The following is a 13989-nucleotide window of genomic DNA, read 5'->3' on the forward strand; positions in this document are numbered from 1 at the left end:
AAATGAAGCGTTTACTTATCTAATCCTTTGGCAAAATGAACACTTATTTTTTCGCCCTAAAAGATCAACAAAAAATTTCCCGGTTCAATTCCTAAGGGACATAGTTATCCTGGGCTTGCAATCGCAGCCAAATGAATAGATGCACAAGGCATGTATTTTGGTGTACGATTATTCGTCGGTATCCAACACCTCCATTAAGTCGGATAAATCTTTGATGCCCAGATTCTTTTCTTTGACCAAAAACGAAACGAGATCCAGGGTAGAGCCAGCGAAATAGTCATTGACCAACTTGTTCAAACTTTGTTTGCCGTATTGATCTTTGGAAACCAAGGGGAAATACTCATAGGTGCGACCATAAGCCTTGTGGCCCACAAATCCTTTTTCTTCCAAAATGCGCACGATGGTCGAAACAGTACTGTGGGGGGGTTTTTCCTGGCCTTCCTGCCCGGCAATATAGTCACGCATGGCGGCAACGGTGCAAGGGCCCAAATCCCACATGATCTGCATCAATTCTTCTTCGGCTTTGGTCAACTGTTTCATATCGATAATAAACTTGTTGGTTCAAATGTATAACGTATTTTTTAGTTAAACAACTATTAGGTCTACTTTTTTGACGTATTTTTTAGTTATAGATTAAAATACACGGTTCAATTGCCCGGCTGACCAATATACCGACAGTAAATCTTTCGCAAACTCTCCTTGTAATTTGTTGAATTTCAATTGGGTTTCAATCAATTTTTGCTCGCGGCTATTGATCAAAAAAATCGAACTCTCCCCTACTTCAAACTTGCGTTGTTCGGCCTGGAGCAAGGTTTGCAAATTGCGCAGCAGTACCTGGTAGCGTTGGATTTGATTGCGGCTGTTTTCCAAGTCGTTGTAATACCCACGGACTTTATTTTCGATTTCAATCCGTTTTTGCTCCAGTTTATTGCTGGTTTGTTGTTGTTTGATTTGTACCAATTCCATTTTACCCCGCTCTTTGCGCAGGAAAAGGGGAAAAGAAAAATTGAGCCCCCACTTGAAGTTGGTTCCCAGCGCTTCAGTCAGCGTCAAGCTCGGATCTTCTTTGGTAGGAGCAGTAAAGTCAAAACCCCGGCCAAGGAAATTGTAACTCACATCCAAACGCGGCTTGAATTGCTCAGCGGCCAGGCGGCGGTCGACCTCCAGTTGGCGCAAATCAACCTGGAGAACCCGTAAATCTGGGTGTTGAAGGGCCAGTTGTTGAGTGAAAGAATCAAGTGGCAGGCTGGGCAATTGCACCACATCCTGCAAAGGAACGGGCTGCCAATTCCAGCTTTCACCGATCGCGGGAGCTCGCCCCTGATTCCACTGCAAAGCCTGCATGCTCAAAGTGGCGTTGCGGTAAGTAACCAAGGCATCATTGAGTTCCAGCTGCCAGTTTTGCACCTGGGTAAAGGTTTCGATGGTATCCACGCCTGGTTTGTCTCCCAAAAAATAACTGGCTCGAATCCCCCGAAAGCGGGTCAGCGATAGTTGGTACGCTTGCTCCGTAACGCGCCACTGGTTGTAGGCAATGGCCCAATTTATGTAGGTAATACCCGCTTGCAGAAGTAAGTCGTTGAACAAACCCTGTCGCTCTGCGGCCAGGCCCTCCCGATCCAATTGCGCATTTTGCAGACCAGCCCGATTGCCATCAAACAACAGGCCATTTAGTAGAGGCACGGTGAGCCCCAACACAGCCTGACCAGGGTCAGGGAGTCTATTTTCAGCATTCAAATAAGTGCCCCCGGCACTGTTAAAAGCACCTTTGAATTCCACGCCCCATTGAGTGGTAACTTTGGCACCCACCTCTCCAATTCGGTAGTATCGGGTTCCGTCAAAGGATTTTTGCTGCCAGTCAGAAAACAGCTTGGGATCAAAAGCTCCACGCGCCTGGCGAACTTGGGCTTCCGCCTGGCGAAGCAACAAGTCAGCATTCCGGGCAATGGGGTGCTCTTGTTTGATATTGCCTAAAAATTGGCTAAAGGGCAATACAGGAACCGTATCATTTTGAGCTCCATACAATGGTCCCATAACCACCAACAAAACACACAAAGTCAAATAAGGTCTCATTTTATTTTAAGCTCTTAACAGGTGCCTTCAATTTGGGTTCTTCCGATTTCCCTTCTTCCTTTTGGTAATAATTGGGCGGGAAACCATTGAGCTGACGCCACAATTCGTACCACAAAGGTACATTTTGCAAAAGGGCAATGCCTTGAGCACCCGAGCCTGGGCGCAAGGCTGTGGGCCATTTTTTTCCATCCCTCTCGTCGGGAGCGATTAAAATGCGGTACTTACCATTGTCACTAATGATGTTGTCAATGGCAACGATCTTACCTTTAAACGTCCCGAAAGAAAAACCCGGCCAACCTGAAAAAACGATGGCGGGCCAGCCATCAAACAAAAAGCGTACTTCCTGGCCCAGGTTGACCAGAGGATAATCCAAGGGTTTGACATACATTTCCACCGCCAGGGTATACTGTTTGGGTAAAATACTGAGGATGGCTTCGCCTTCTTTGATGTTTTCACCAATCCCGGCCTGCAGCGCTTTCGCTACCACCCCATCCTGAGGTGCCAGCACATAGTAAAAGGCATTGCGCTGGCGGTAGTTTTCTACCTGGATCGAGAGTTTGCTGACGTCTGCTTCGGTAGAGAATTGTTCGGATAGTGCGCTGGCAATGTCCGACTCGGCTTTGGCAATTTTTTGGGCAGTTTCAGCCATCACCTGCCGTAATTCTGTGCGCACGATTTGCAGCTCCTGGCGGGCGATGTTCACCTTGTTGCGCGCATCCACCACTTTGGCCTCGGTTTCTTGTACTTTGAAGCGTTTGTCTTCTACCTCGGTGCGCGGCTTGATGCCCTCCCTGTACAAGGCATCGGTACGGGCGAGTTGCACCCTTGCAATGGAGTCATCCAGTATAGCCCGTCGAAAGGCGATGCTATCGGTGATGATTTTGAGTCGGGATTGCTGCACCTTGTTCTGCAGTTGGTTGCGCTTTTGGATCAGTTCTTCCTGATAAGCGCTGATTTGCTCACTAAGGGCATTGGCCTTGCGTTGGTAAGCGCCAATGGAGCCTGTTTTGGCATTGACCTGCTTTTGGGTGCGTTCCACAATTTGTGGGTCGAAATAGTCGGATTTGATTTCCGTTAAGTGCAAGATAGTGTCCCCTTTGCTGATGGTATCCCCCTCTCGCACATACCAGCGTTCAATTTGCCCGGCAATGGTGGATTGTACGGTTTGAGGGCGGTGTTCTGGCCGCAGAGTAGTGACCTTACCTTTGGATTGGATGTTTTGGGTCCAGGGTAAGAATAAAAAGATTATGGCCGCAATAAAAAGTCCGCCCATCCAACGCGCAAACATCACGTTGGCACTGGAGAGTGAAGTTTTTTCAAAGGACTTGTACTTGTCCTGAGGAATTTGATGAGAGATTGAATCTGGTGATATGTTGAGCATGGTCTTTAGTTGAGGGGTTGAGAAGGTTGAGGCTTCCGCAGTGATCTGTGCACTTCGGCTTCGCTCAGTGACCAGATCACCGCGGAAGCCTCAACCTTCTCAACCCAATAATTCAATTTCTTTACTCCGGAAAGTCGATTCAAACAGCGGATGGCCCTGCAGCGAATTCCAGGTGCCTTCAGCGACAATCTGACCATTCTCCATCAGTAGGATGCGGTCGCATTGTGTGGCGACTACCGGATCGGTGGATACAGCCAACAGCGTCCAGGGCGCATCGCGGCGTGTGATGAAGGAAGCGATGAAGTCGCGGTCTTTTGATTCCAAGCTTTTGAAAAAGTCTTCGGCAAGGAGCAATTTGGGCTTGGTAACCACCGAGCGAAGTAGAATGAGCTTGGTGCGTATGGTATGTGGAATGTTGCGCCCTTCGGGCAACAACTGCGTGTCATAACCATGAGGGAGGTTGCGGATGTAAGCCGCAATGCCCAGCTCTTCTGCCAACCCAACGATGTCTTCGAGTGGAGTATCGGGGTTACCCAGGTTGATGTTTTCGAGGATTGAACCCTTAAAAATATTGGATTCGTTGATGTAGTCCCCGATGCTGCCACGCAGGCTACACAAGTCCAGGCTTTTGAGGGGAAAGCCATTGTAGGCAAGGCTCCCTTCAAACTCGGAATAAAGTCCTGCAATGAGTTGCAACAGGGTGCTTTTTCCTGAACTCTGCGTGCCAGCAATACAGACCCTTTCGCCGGGCTTTACTTCGAAGGTTACGCCGGAGAGGGTTTGTTTATCAGAATCTTCAAACCTGAAACTGAGGTTTTCAACCTGCAAGTGTAGAGGTTGGTTGTGGCGGTCAATTTGATGAAACCGCAGGCCATCCGGTTTTTCTACTGGCAAATCGGTCACAAAGCCCAATTTGTCTAATGCGGTCAGCACGTCGTAAATTACCTCCATCGTGAGGATCAGTTTTTCTACGTTGCTAATTACAATGATGACCACAATTTCAGCAGCTACGAATTGGCCAATGGTCATTTGGTTGTTGATGACCAAGTAACTGCCCAAAGCCAGGAGGGCAAAAGTAATGATTACCTTGAATCCAACGATGACCCCGTATTGAAAGCGTAAAATTTTGAAGTGCTCGGCACGATTGTCGAGGTATTTGGTGACCAGTCCATCGGTACGGCGCAGCGGATAGGGCGAATAACCCGCCATTTTGAAGGTACTCAGGGAACGAGCCATCTCCTCCAACCAATATACCACCTCATATTTGTACTTGGATTCGCTCAAACTGGTAGACAAGCCCCTTGGCCCCGTAAAACGATAGACCAAAAAAAGCAGGAGGGCAAGAAATACCCCAAAAAAAGCAAAGAATGAATGATAAAAGGCCATTAGAATGACTCCAAAAATGATGTTCAAAATCGCTTCTGAAAAGTCAATCAATATTTTAGGGAGGCCCTTCTGTAAATTTAAGGTATCAAAAAATCGATTCACTAGCTCCGGGGGATAAAAACGCGTCAGCGAATCCACCTTCAAGCGGGGCAAACGGAATGAAAAATCAAAAGAACTGCGCACAAAAACCCGTCGTTGTAGGGTTTCGGTGATGGTAATTTGCATTATTTTGATGATGCCTGTCAGGGCGGTGCCCATGGTGACTACGGCGATCAAAATCCAAAGCGCCGCCGAAAAATCTCCACCGCTGATGAACCCAATGATCGCCTGTACCCCCAGGGGGAGAATCAGGCCAATCAGACCAGCAAAGATGGAATTGAGGTAAATGTAGTAGATGTCTTTGCGGTCTAGCCGTAACAATTGGAAAAAACGCTTTAGAGGATGGATATTGGAGTTACCAGCCATTCACATTTAAATTTTTAGATTAAGGTCACAATGCTTACCACGCGTGTGATCGAGCAAAAAAACTTGATTATTTTTTTATTTAGCAGTGGGGCAAAATGAGCACTTATTTTTTATCGCCCCTTGATTATAACGCAAAAAATTGCTTCCCGGTTTTGGGTTTTGAATAGAAAGCTCACTTGAGATGAACCACTCGATTTCCTATTCAAAACTCAAAACAGGGAGTTAATTTAGCTGCGTTACTTAACTCAAAATATCCTCAATTTGTTTAGCAGTATACAATCTCCGCATTTGCGCCTGCAATTTTTGGCGGGCAAAGAAAATCCTACTTTTGATGGTACCCAGCGGCACCTCCAGTTCATCGGCAATTTCCTCGTACTTAAATCCTTGGAAATGCATCAGGAAGGGAATGCGCACCCAGTCCTCCAGGGTGTTTACCACCTTAATGATTTCCTCCTGCATTACAGTAGATTCACCCTGATTGCTCACTGATTGATGGCCTGAATCCAGGAGGTAATCGTTGGATGTATTGTCATTGAGCGTTTGGCGGCGCTTGCGCTTGCGGTACTCGTTGATGAAAGAATTGCGCATAATGGTCATCAGCCAGGCGCGCAAATTGGTCTGGGGTTCGTACCGATCCCGATATTTAAAAGCTTTAAATGCAGTTTCTTGCACCAAATCACGGGCGGATTCTTCGTCCTTGGTCAGGTTAAGGGCAAAGGAGAACAACGTTCTGCGCAAACGGTCAAACTGAGTTGAAAATTCGATCGTGGACATGGCTTGAGTTTTTACTACTTTAAATAATAGTATTACTATCAACAAAGATAGCTGCTCCTTGTTCATTGTGCAAGTCTTTGTGGAAGTTTTTTTAGAAAAAAATTAAACAAAAACATTACTGTAATTACAAAGAGCTGATTTTGAGCCAAATAAAAAAGAGCCATTGGAGTAGTCGTTTTCACCACACTCGTTTTACCTTTATCCCAATGGAAAATAAATTATGGTCTCCCTGGATTCGTGGCTTTGAAGCCTTCTTGCTGTTGGAACGAAGTTTATCGCCCAATACCATTGAAGCCTATAAACGCGATCTGGGGAAATTGGCGGAATACTTGCTTTTGCAGGATCGGAAGGTGCCCCCCAGCGAAATACAAACGGAGGATTTGTTTCAGTTTCTGATGTCGCTGAACGACCTGGGGCTCAGTGCCCCCTCGCAGGCACGCTTGATTTCGGCGCTCAAAACTTTTTACAAATACCTCCTGTTGGAAGGGGGTGTTCTGAATGACCCTACCGCTTTATTGGAAGGGCCAAGACTGCAACGTGCGATTCCATCCGTATTGAGTTACGAAGAAATACAGGCCATGCTGGCTACCATTGATTTGAGTACGCCCCTTGGCTTGCGCAATCGCGCCATCCTGGAACTCTTATACGCCTGCGGACTGCGGGTGAGCGAGTTGTGTGATTTGCGCCTGTCCAACCTGTTTCTGGATATTGAGTTCATTCGCATCATCGGTAAAGGCAACAAGGAACGGATCATTCCCATCGGCGCCGATGCCATCAAACACCTGCGCTTTTACCTGGATAGTGTGCGCCTGCAAATGCCCAGCATTAAAAAAGGGCACGAAAACTACGTTTTCCTCAATCGACGTGGGGCCAGGCTGAGTCGGGTGATGGTTTTTTTGATTGTCAAAGAAGCGGCCGCCCTGGCGGAAATTGCGCAGGAAGTGAGCCCACATACTTTTCGGCATTCCTTTGCGACGCATTTATTGGAAGGCGGGGCAGACTTGAAGGCGATCCAGGATATGCTGGGGCACGAGTCGATTTTGACAACGGAGATTTATACACATCTGGATACGGATTATTTACGGGAGACAGTATTGAGGTACCATCCGAGGAACAAACAACATTAAAAGCACTTCATTATTGGTGGTAAAGAGAATTCTATTATCTTGAAGCACAATTCAGTCCTTAGTAGTGAGGCAAAAATAAATGTTCTTTTTTTGTCGCACTTAGATTTCAATCATCAAAAAAACCAATTCCTTATGACCATCATTTACATTCTCATTATCGGTGCCGTTTCTGGCTGGTTGGCTGGCCAAATCATGAAAGGCGGCGGCTTCGGCCTTTTATGGAACATTATTCTGGGTATTGTCGGTTCTTTTGTTGGCGGCTGGGTATTGGGCTTGCTCAACATTTCTTTAAATGTCGGTAGCGCTACCGTGAATACCATCATTCAATCGGTCATTGGGGCAGTTGTGCTGCTTTTTGTGGCAGGATTGTTTAGAGGACGATAATGGTAGGGGCGATCCTAAGTGATCGCCCCCGCAAAATGGGCGGCCACGTAGGGCCGCCCGTACGATGTCATTGTTTTTTCGCGTGTATCTCCTCAAAAAAGATATCCTCATTCGGCACATCAAATTCAATGCCGACCACCTTCCGATTGTTATCCGTCACAAATTGCAGCGTGCCAAAATCGTACCAGGCGTGGTTCTGCTTCCATTTGATTTCGTAAGTATCGTAGTGCCAATGGCTGAGTACCGCATCCAATTGTGGGCCGTGCGGGAAGTGTAATTCCAACTGTTGATTGGCCCCCAATTTCACTTCAAGCGTACCGTACAAGGGGTCATGGTATTGGCCAATCAGTGCGCTCGCGGGCAAGCCAGGTGAAGTGTTTTTAACCTGCGCTGCTTTGCGGGTTTCTACCATTTTGCGACGCTCGGCTTGGTGTTGCAATTCACCGGGAATACCCTCCTTGCTCCAGTCTTTCAGCGGCAAGTTCAGGTAACGATCCACCACGTATTGACAGAGATTGGGGCTGATCCCGGTCATACTATTGGTGAGCACCACGATGCCCAGCTTTTCTTCGGGCACCATCATCACCTGAGAGTACATGCCATCGTAGCCGCCACCGTGTGACAATACTACCCTGCCGCCATAGTCGGCAATGCTCCAGCCCAGAGCATAGCCCGAAAAATGCCGTTTGAAATAGCGTTGTTTTTGGGCTGCCGAAACCCGAAAGCTATTGTGCATCGTCCAGAAGGTTTCCTGCGTTTGGGCGCTGAAGATGGTTTTGCCTTCGTATTTCCCTTGATTGAGTTGTAAGTTCAGCCATTTGGCCATGTCGCTCACGCTGGAGATGATGCCTCCGGCGGCGCCCATGTTGTCCCAACCTGCATACGGAATCGGCTCAGCGGGGCCATAGATGCTCTTGTGCGGCATGGCTACATTGCTCAGGTTACTCAGAGCGCTGGTGCTGGTTTGGCTACGCGCCATGCCAAGGGGCTTGAAAATGCGTTCTTTCACAAACACATCCCAAGGCTGACCACTCGCGGCCCGGATCACTTCACCCGCAGCAATAAACATCAGGTTCGTATATCCGTAACCCGCCCGAAATTCGTAAGCAGAGGGCAAATATTTGACTCGTTTGACTACCCCCTCAGCGTTGTAATTCGTTTTGTACCAAATGGCATCGCCGCTGTAAGTGCCCAAACCCACCCGGTGGCAGAGCAGGTCACGCACAGTAGTACGTTTGCTGACGTAAGGGTCATAGAGTTCAAAATAGGGCAGGTATTTTTGCACAGGGTCATCCCAATTGAGTTTTCCTTCTTCGACCAGGATGCCGATGGAGGCTGAGACAAAAGCTTTGGTATTGGAGGCAATGGCATACAGGCTGTTTTCGTCCGCTTTGGTGGTTTTGCCTTTCTCCAAAACGCCATAACCTTTGGCCAGCACCACTTTGCCATCTTTTACTACAGCAATTGACAATCCAGGTACGTTCCAGTCTTTTTGGGCTTGTTGAAAATATTGATCCAGTGCAGTTACATCCACTTGGGCGCAAGCCAGCAAGGTGTGGAAAAGCACCAGGAGCAGCATAGTGATTTTATGCATGGCTTCTATACTTTATAAGGATAGCAATTAATTGGTGGCAAAAATACTCTCAGGCTTCCAAGTCGGACGTTCTGTTGCATTGGCAACCAGGTAACTGATCAAAAAATTGAGTTTAACATAGGTGCGGCCCGCTTCAAAATTGAAAGACTCATTGAGCTCATCCGATGGTTTGTGGTAGTTGTTTTTGGTAAAATCCTTGATCAAACCATCCAGATCAAAATTAGGGTCACTGGTTTTGAGGCCATATTTGATGTGCAGCGCTGGAATACCTTGCAAGACAAAACTGTACTGGTCGCTGCGCACAAAACGTACTTCAGTTGGCATATGATCCTGCATCACTTCCAGACCCAGATAGCCTGCCGCCTTTTGCACTGTAGCCATCAATGTGGAATGTTCTGCACCAAGTGGCACTACGCCCAACAAGGGGGCCAGGATAGTCGGCATATCGGTATTCACATCCGCCACGATTTTTTCCTTCGGCACTGTTGGGTTATTGGCAAAATAGGTGGAACCCAGCAAGCCCATTTCTTCACCAGTAACCATTACAATCAGTACCGAACGTTTGGGGCGTTCTTTTTTCAGGTTCTGGTAGGTTTTGGCAATTTCCAGCAAACTGGCTACTCCCGATGCGTTGTCGTGGGCGCCGTTGTAAATGGAGTCCCCATTGACCGGACGGCCAATCCCGACGTGATCGAGATGAGCGGTGTGCACCACGTATTCGTCCTTGAGTACCGGATCGGAGCCTGGAATTTTGCCTACTACGTTAAAACTTTCCAGGTGTTCGTATACCGTACCTGTTTGGATGCGGGCGGTACCAGGAATGACCACTGGTGCGCTGGGGTTGTACAACAAAGCGGCCAATTCACGGCTGCTCAATTCGGGTTTACCCATCAATTTACCCAAACCCGTCCAGGTCAAAGTCCCTACCACTTTGATTGAAGGGTAGGGATTGACTCCCCTGCCTTCGGCTTTTCCGTTGGGCAATACCACCCCACGCACCGATCCAGGGCCACCTTGCGGGCCACCTACCGTGGGTGAAGGAAGGACAAAAACACCCACTGCGCCTTGCTTGTAGGCCATATCAACTTTAGCACGATTAGTAGCCAGGTGGGCGGTTTCAGTGCTGCCAAACTTGTTTTCTGGCACCCGACTGAGCAGGATCACAATTTTACCTTTTACATCCAGGCCTGCATAGTCATCGTGCTTGAGTTTGGGAGCTGAAATGCCATAGCCAGCAAAAACCAAGGGGGCTTCGATCTGATTCCGAGCCACATTGAAATCAGCTTGCACGGTGTAGTCCTTGCCATATTCCAAATCCATATGCTGGGTGGCAGAATGGTAATGGATGCTGTTTTGCTCCGGGATGGTTTTGGCGGTACGGATGACTACTTTTTGGCGGTAAGTACCATTTTCGCCAGCGGGTTCCAGACCCAGTTTTTTGAATTCAGCCTCCACGTATTGGCCAGCCAAATCAAATTCAGGGGTACCCGGCAAACGGCCCTTCATGCGGTTGTCGGCCAAGTAGGCGATGTGGCTTTTGAGGGCCTCTGCGGATACTTTGTCCAGCGGTTTTTTCAAGTGTTTGGGCAAACTGCTTTGGCCCAAACAGGCGGTAACCAGCAGGCTACTCAGTAAAATACTCAGGCTACGGTGAATCATGTTTTATGTGGTTTTGAGCGAGGGTAAGGTAACGAAAAATGCCGAATGAATCGACTGACTAGTGCCTAATATGGGGCTTTTTACTATTCCTTCATCGAGGCCTTGTACACGCCTACCTCCGCAATTTGTGCAGGCGCAAGAGCCCGCAATACCGTCAGCCGCAATTTGGAGGCAGTAACCACTTCAAAACGCAAGAGCCGTTTGTACCCCACCGTCGTGAAGTTTTTGATCAACTTCCAGCTGCTGCCATCCCAATATTCCAGTTGAGCTTCGGCGATGCGCTGGCCTTCGGCGATGTTTTCTTGCACCATAAAACGGTCGAAAGCAACTGCTTTGGGCAAATTGATTTCGATGACCGCTTTTTCCGGAGCGTTGATCCAGGTGCTGAGTTTGTTGTCGACCAGTTTTTTGTTTTTGCCGGATTTGGCGAGATTGGTTTTGAAGGTCTCGTTCAGGATGTTGCGAAATTCCGCGATGGCAGCTACATCCTGCGGGCAAAGCAGCCCTTCGCGGTTGGGTGGCACGTTGAGGAGCAACAGGCTGTTGCGGCCAACGGATTGGTAGTACAGGTTCACCAGGTTTTGGGGTGAACGCACTTTATCATCTTCTTTGGGGTGATAAAACCAACCTGGACGAATGGATACATCTGTTTCAGCAGGGATCCATTCTGTGCCTTTTTCATCACCAGTGTTGAGGTATTTGGAGTCTGCTACGCCAGGTGCCATGCCCGTGGTGCTGATGGTCGACCAGCAAGTTTCGCCCGCATTGCCCGACTCATTGCCTACCCATCGTACACCAGGACCTGCATCCGAGAAACACACGGCCTGAGGTTGAAGTTCTTTTACCAGACTCCAAAAGCCTTTGAAATCGTATTGCATGTCTTTGGCATTTGGCCCCCTGGCGCCGTCAAACCACACCTCATGTACTACACCATAATTGCTCAACAATTCGCGCAACTGGTTTTTATAAAAATCATTGTATTGATTCGTGCCGTAGGTTTTTTCATGCTGGTCCCAGGGGGAGAGGTAAAAACCAAACTTGAGGCCTTGGGCTCGACAGGCGTCGGCCACTTCTTTGACGATGTCGCCCTGGCCGTTTTTCCAGGGGCTGTTTTTGACAGAGTGGTCCGTGTATTTGGAAGGCCAAAGGCAGAAACCATCGTGGTGCTTGGCGGTGATGATGCACATTTTGAAGCCCCCAGCTTTGAGCGCACTGACCCATTGATTGGCGTCAAATTTGACTGGGTTGAAAATGCTGGGGCTTTCGGTGCCATCACCCCATTCCTTGTCGGTGTAGGTGTTGACGGTAAAGTGCAGGAAAGCGGTGGTTTCCAGTTGTTGCCAGGCGAGCTGGGCCGGGCTGGGTTTGGGCAGGTTTTGGGCGAAGGCCTGGCTGCCCAACAGCATCAGAGCGAAACAAAGAAACTTGTGGACCATGAATAATTTGGTTTAAACGTTTGTTGAAGTGTTTGGGCTGCAAAATAAACATTTCAACAAGCGCTTAAACCTAAAGCAATTCTAAAACTCACTCGTAAAGTGAAATTGCACCTTCGGGTGGTTCTCCTGTACCATCTTCAAGGACCATTCCGACTCGGCCATAAAGACCAATTTACCTTCGGTATCGTGAGCCAGGTCTTTTTTGCGGCGGGCGATAAATTCTTTCAAGGCCACTTCATCGGGACAGGAAATCCAGCAAGCTTTGCGCAGCGAGGCGGGTTCATAGGTCACTTTGGCCCCATATTCATGTTCCAGACGGTACTGGATGACTTCAAATTGTAGGGCGCCTACCGTGCCAATGATGCGTCGCCCGTCGGTATCACGGGTGAACATTTGCGCCACCCCTTCGTCCATGAGCTGATCCAGTCCTTTTGCCAATTGTTTGGTTTTGAGTGGGTCGGCGTTGTTGACAAAGCGGAATTGCTCGGGAGAAAAACTGGGAATACCCTTGAAGTGTAGCACTTCGCCATTGGTCAGTGCATCGCCAATTTTGAAGTTCCCGGAATCGTACAACCCAATCACGTCGCCGGGGAAAGCCTCGTCGATGACCGTTTTTTTGGCTGCCATAAAGGAAGTGGGGTTCGCAAACTTCATCTTTTTGTTCTGGCGAACATGCAGGTAGTTGGTATTGCGCTCAAACTTGCCGGAACAGATGCGCAAAAAGGCAATCCGGTCGCGGTGGTTGGGGTCCATATTGGCGTGGATTTTAAAAATAAATCCACTGAATTGATCTTCGGCTGGGTTGACGGGGCGCTCTTCGGTTTCGCGGGGCAGCGGCTCGGGAGCAATTTCTACAAAACAATCCAGCAATTCACGCACCCCAAAGTTGTTGACCGCCGAGCCAAAAAATACCGGTGAAAGTTCTCCGGCGAGGTAGTACTCCTGGTCAAATTCAGGGTACAAATCCTGAATGACTTCGGTTTCTTCGCGCAAGGTTTTGGCCATATCCGCGCCTACTTCTTTGTCCAGTCTTTGGTCATCTAGATTGGTGATGCTGATGACTTCTTCTTCCTCCTGCTTGCCGTGGGGCTGAAAGAGAATCAGGTTTTTTTCGTAAATGCTGTACACCCCTTTGAAGCGGCTACCCATGCCAATGGGCCAGCTCAAGGGGGTTACACTCAGACCGAGTTTGGACTCCACCTCGTCCAGCAGGTCAAAAGCTTCTTTCCCTTCGCGGTCCAACTTGTTGATGAACACGATGATGGGGGTGTTACGCATGCGGCAGACCCGCACGAGTTTTTCGGTTTGGGGCTCCACACCTTTGGCCACGTCGATGACCACAATCACGCTATCCACGGCAGTAAGGGTGCGGTAGGTGTCTTCCGCAAAGTCTTCGTGACCGGGGGTATCCAGAATGTTGATTTTAAGGCCGCGATAATCGAAGGCCATCACAGAAGTGGCCACGGAGATACCCCGTTGCCGCTCAATTTCCATGAAGTCGGAAGTGGCCGCTTTTTTGATTTTGTTGGACTTCACCGCACCAGCTACCTGAATGGCTCCCCCGAAGAGCAGCAATTTTTCGGTCAGCGTAGTTTTACCGGCATCCGGGTGACTGATGATGCCAAAAGTGCGGCGCTTTTTTAATTCTTCTACAAAACTCATGCACAACGATTTTCGGAGCGCAAAAGTAATAAAAATAGGCGAGTACCG

11 protein-coding genes are annotated in these 13989 nt (G+C 48.5%); 2 read left to right on the forward strand and 9 right to left on the reverse strand.

Annotated features, from left to right (window positions below; all coding sequences use genetic code 11):
• Positions 1-168: 168 nt before the first annotated feature.
• From ACO08K_RS15060 to ACO08K_RS15080, 5 genes are all read right to left on the reverse strand, one after another.
• Complete coding sequence (locus tag ACO08K_RS15060) at positions 169-540, reverse strand: BlaI/MecI/CopY family transcriptional regulator (RefSeq protein ID WP_421797231.1); 372 nt, start codon at positions 538-540, stop codon at positions 169-171.
• Between the two features lie 93 nt (positions 541-633).
• The gene (locus ACO08K_RS15065; protein ID WP_421797232.1) at positions 634-2073 is read right to left on the reverse strand and encodes a TolC family protein; all 1440 of its coding nucleotides are present in this window, start codon (positions 2071-2073) and stop codon (positions 634-636) included.
• Between the two features lies 1 nt (position 2074).
• Complete coding sequence (locus ACO08K_RS15070) at positions 2075-3454, reverse strand: HlyD family secretion protein (RefSeq protein WP_421797233.1); 1380 nt, start codon at positions 3452-3454, stop codon at positions 2075-2077.
• A gap of 99 nt (positions 3455-3553) precedes the next feature.
• Complete coding sequence (locus tag ACO08K_RS15075; protein ID WP_421797234.1) at positions 3554-5305, reverse strand: peptidase domain-containing ABC transporter; 1752 nt, start codon at positions 5303-5305, stop codon at positions 3554-3556.
• Between the two features lie 240 nt (positions 5306-5545).
• Positions 5546-6079: an RNA polymerase sigma factor gene (locus tag ACO08K_RS15080; protein ID WP_421797235.1), complete on the reverse strand. Its 534-nt coding sequence runs from the start codon at positions 6077-6079 to the stop codon at positions 5546-5548.
• Positions 6080-6285: 206 nt separating this feature from the next.
• Between ACO08K_RS15080 and xerD the strand changes: the two genes are divergently transcribed.
• Both xerD and ACO08K_RS15090 read left to right on the forward strand, forming a co-directional pair.
• Entirely contained in the window at positions 6286-7206 is a 921-nt protein-coding gene (xerD, locus tag ACO08K_RS15085) for a site-specific tyrosine recombinase XerD (RefSeq protein ID WP_421797236.1), read from the forward strand.
• A gap of 132 nt (positions 7207-7338) precedes the next feature.
• A complete protein-coding gene (locus ACO08K_RS15090; protein ID WP_421797237.1) occupies positions 7339-7590 on the forward strand; it encodes a GlsB/YeaQ/YmgE family stress response membrane protein in 252 nt (83 codons plus the stop codon).
• A 67-nt stretch (positions 7591-7657) separates the two neighbouring features.
• Here ACO08K_RS15090 and ACO08K_RS15095 read toward each other — a convergent pair whose 3' ends face one another.
• From ACO08K_RS15095 to ACO08K_RS15110, 4 genes are all read right to left on the reverse strand, one after another.
• Entirely contained in the window at positions 7658-9184 is a 1527-nt protein-coding gene (locus ACO08K_RS15095; RefSeq protein WP_421797238.1) for a serine hydrolase, read from the reverse strand.
• 27 nt (positions 9185-9211) lie between these two features.
• On the reverse strand, positions 9212-10843 hold the full coding sequence (locus ACO08K_RS15100) for a M28 family peptidase (protein WP_421797239.1): 1632 nt from the start codon (positions 10841-10843) through the stop codon (positions 9212-9214).
• An 83-nt stretch (positions 10844-10926) separates the two neighbouring features.
• Positions 10927-12279: an alpha-L-fucosidase gene (locus ACO08K_RS15105; protein WP_421797240.1), complete on the reverse strand. Its 1353-nt coding sequence runs from the start codon at positions 12277-12279 to the stop codon at positions 10927-10929.
• 81 nt (positions 12280-12360) lie between these two features.
• Positions 12361-13941, reverse strand: a complete 1581-nt coding sequence (locus tag ACO08K_RS15110; protein ID WP_421797241.1) for a peptide chain release factor 3 — start codon at positions 13939-13941, stop codon at positions 12361-12363.
• Positions 13942-13989: the final 48 nt, after the last annotated feature.

Source organism: Haliscomenobacter sp., from assembly GCF_965225875.1.
In the GTDB taxonomy this organism is placed as follows: domain Bacteria; phylum Bacteroidota; class Bacteroidia; order Chitinophagales; family Saprospiraceae; genus Haliscomenobacter.